This window comes from Acinetobacter sp. CIP 101966, from assembly GCF_000369725.1.
In the GTDB taxonomy this organism is placed as follows: Bacteria; Pseudomonadota; Gammaproteobacteria; order Pseudomonadales; family Moraxellaceae; genus Acinetobacter; species Acinetobacter lwoffii_Q.
The window spans coordinates 23,779-26,935 of sequence record NZ_KB850161.1; the positions used below are offsets into that span (position 1 = coordinate 23,779).

Annotated in this window: 3 protein-coding genes; 2 read left to right on the top strand and 1 reads right to left on the bottom strand. The window is 34.1% G+C overall.

Annotated elements, in window-relative coordinates; all coding sequences use genetic code 11:
* Positions 1-739: 739 nt before the first annotated feature.
* A complete protein-coding gene (gene repM, locus F891_RS14360) occupies positions 740-1,687 on the bottom strand; it encodes a replication initiation protein RepM (protein ID WP_212749802.1) in 948 nt (315 codons plus the stop codon).
* 394 nt (positions 1,688-2,081) lie between these two features.
* Between repM and F891_RS14365 the strand changes: the two genes are divergently transcribed.
* Both F891_RS14365 and F891_RS14370 read left to right on the top strand, forming a co-directional pair.
* Positions 2,082-2,720 carry an AAA family ATPase gene (locus F891_RS14365; protein WP_004871228.1) on the top strand — a complete coding sequence of 213 codons (639 nt, stop codon included), beginning with the start codon at positions 2,082-2,084 and terminating at the stop codon, positions 2,718-2,720.
* A gap of 2 nt (positions 2,721-2,722) precedes the next feature.
* The gene (locus F891_RS14370) at positions 2,723-3,022 is read left to right on the top strand and encodes a hypothetical protein (protein WP_005099833.1); all 300 of its coding nucleotides are present in this window, start codon (positions 2,723-2,725) and stop codon (positions 3,020-3,022) included.
* Positions 3,023-3,157 lie beyond the last annotated feature (135 nt).

The window sequence follows — 3,157 nt, forward strand, 5'->3', positions numbered from 1 at the left end:
AAGTTAAGTAAGTTAAGTAAGTTAAGTAAGTTAAGTAAGTTAAGTAAGTTAAGTAAGTTAAGTAAGTTAAGTAAGTTAAGTAAGTTAAGTAAGTTTATAGCTTTATGTTCATTACAGATCAATCCCTGGCGGTTTATGTAATAGCCCCCAATTAAAACAGACACTTCTGAATTAAGACCTAGCCATAGCACTAGGGTTAAGGAGTGTTCTATGGAACGTATTGAAGTTATTAAATCAGTTCAGTGTCGTCAGCGTTTTTCAGCTCACGAAAAAGTCCAGTTTGTTGCTATGACCATGTAACTAGGCTCATCTGTTGCTTCTGTTATCAGATAGTATGGTATCTCTCTAACTTTGCTATTTAAATGGTCAAAGAGACTTACGCAGGATGGTAGAGTCAATGCTATGGAAGCAAACACTCAGGTTGTCAGTGTGTCTGACTATAATGCGCTGATAAAAAGGTCAAATAGTTTGAGTAAATGTTTGGACGGTAAAGCGTAGAAGTTCTCAGGAATTGCTCAGGCAAAAAATACATATCGCACATGCCATGCTCTTTATTTGAAAGCACTCACAAATAAAAATAGCCCATAATTTGAAGTTCATGATCAGTAGCAGAGAAACTTAGATCGGCTCCTCACTTCAAATATTACAGTCTGCATGTTTAGCGTTATTCATTACCAGGGCAGACTAAATTTTTCCTGTAGGGTGGTAGTGTTCAAAATAAGAATTTCTATTATTCAGGTTACGATAACTTTTCTGATTTATATTTTTCTTTATAGCCCACTTTTAACAAATCAGAATAATACTTTTTTACCTTTTCAGGGTCGAGAAGTTCAAGTGAAATCCTTTCTTTAAACGCTTCGATCTCCTCGCCTACATTGGCATATTTCCCCCCGAATTCGGGATATTTGATAAGGTCACACAATTTTTGAGCGAAAAATATAGATTGTTTTGGTGTCAGCTGATATGTCGGTTCTAGTACCTTATCACTAACAATTAAGGAAGCTTTTTGATTAAAAGAAAATTCAATATGTGTAATTGTTCTTCCTTCTTTTTTCTGCTCATAACTTACGTCGATATCAGTGAATTTATTAATTTGATCTATGGCAACCGTCAATACACGCTTTTTGAAATCGCCCATGGTTTTATATTCATTTTTAAGTAGACCTAACTTGTCACGCAATTCAATCATACTAATATATAGCTTGCCTTTGCTACGCCATCTAATCAAAAGTTCATATAGCCGTATAGCGTATACGCTAGATAATTGAGAAATTTGCTTTAATTCATAACGAGTAAACTTTTCTTCAAGTTTTACAAAAAGCTGTAAAATATCAGGAGCAAAAATTAGTTGAGCGCATGCCGCTTCTTTAACATAGCCAACTTTTGATACCCAACGGCTTTTATAGACTGCAGGCTTACCTGTAACAGGATCTATGGCCTTATAGGTGAGTCTGCGTTCAAATAAGCTATCACACGCTCCCTGAAGAGCTTCATAGGCAGCTTGGCGACCTAAATTAAAGTGCTTCATGTATTCAGATGCGTGTATTGTTAGCAATGTATCCGATGTAAGCTCTTTTTCAATTTCCCGGGCTGCAATAATTGCAACTAAAATTAAGCGTTGTTCTGACAGAGTCAACGCATAAGATGCTTCAATCAAGTTATTATCTTTATAAATTACATTTGCCATGTTGTGATCAAAGAAACAAATATTATTAGTGGACATTAACACTTAATGTCCACTAATGGAAGATCTATTTATGTCAGGAAAACGTCCATTTATGTCAGGAAAACGTCCATTTATATCAAGGAAAACGTCCACTTATTGTCAGGAAAACGTCCATTTATATCAAGGAAAACGTCCACTTATTGTCAGGAAAACGTCCATTTAAATCCTCTCAAAGCTATACACTACAAGGGATACAAGAGACCTATAAAATATAAATTTAAAAATATATATAAAATTAAAAAAGGAGCATTATTTGTGGATAACTTTATTTTTAACTTTATTTTTCACAATAGTTGATTCAGGAGATTAAAACTTATAAATTATTTTTAACAAAATTACGTAACTTACATAACTTATGATTATTTTAGTCGGTGGTGAAAAAGGCGGAGCTGGTAAGAGCTGCCTTGCACAGAACTTGGCGGTTTATTTACAAACCAAGAATAGAGATGTTCTACTTTTAGACGCAGATCCTCAAGGTACAACAACTGACTGGATTAAAGAACGTGATGAGAATGAGGATTTAAAAAATATCCCATCTGTACAAGCTTCAGGCAATATTCGTCAAGTTTTAAAAGATTTATCAAAAAGATATGAAGATATTATCATTGATGCTGGTGGACAAGATTCAGAAGCATTGCGCTCTGCTATGACTATAGCAACACATATGCTATTGCCTTTTAGGCCTAAACGTAGAGATCTAAAGACTTTGGATCATATGGAGCAAGTATTGAAACTGGCACGAGCAGTGAATCCAGATTTGAATGCCAGAGCAATCATCACACAATGCCCAACATTACCGTCACAAGTACAGCGAATTTTAGATGCTAAAGAAGCCTGTGTATCGTTCGGAATAAAAGCCTTAGATCAGATCACGACAAATCGAAATGTTTATGATGATGCAGATGAAAATGGCTTATCTGTTTTTGAAGTAACAAGTGATCCTAAGGCAAAAGCAGAAATTGAAGGGATAGCTCAAGAGTTTTTAGGAGTATAACTATGGCAGGTCTTAGCGGTTTAAAAAAGAAAACTGACGAGCTTTCAGATCAAGATAGACTTGTTGATAATTTTATATCTGGAGCTGATAAAAGAGTTAAGGATCTAGAAGTTTCACAAAAGAAATTCGTTCGTTGTACCTTTTCTTTAAATCAAGAATTAAGTGAATTAATTGATGAGCTAATTATCAAAAGTAATAATGCTCGTGTTAACAGATCTAGTATTGTAAGAATAGCGTTAGAGTCACTGGCAGAGCAGAATTTAGAAGATTTTAAGCAGCTCGTTGATAAAAGTTTTAAATAAAATTCAGAATGGGTTATTTAATCTATAAGATTAAATAACCTAACTTCATAACTTCATAACTTCATAACTTCATAACTTCATAACTTCATAACTTCATAACTTCATAACTTCATAACTTCATAACTTCATAACTTC

Coding starts and splice junctions, on each gene's coding strand:
- repM (WP_212749802.1), bottom strand. CDS start 1,687: ATGGCAAATGTAATTTATAAAGATAATAACTTGATTGAAGCATCTTAT.
- F891_RS14365 (WP_004871228.1), top strand. CDS start 2,082: ATGATTATTTTAGTCGGTGGTGAAAAAGGCGGAGCTGGTAAGAGCTGC.
- F891_RS14370 (WP_005099833.1), top strand. CDS start 2,723: ATGGCAGGTCTTAGCGGTTTAAAAAAGAAAACTGACGAGCTTTCAGAT.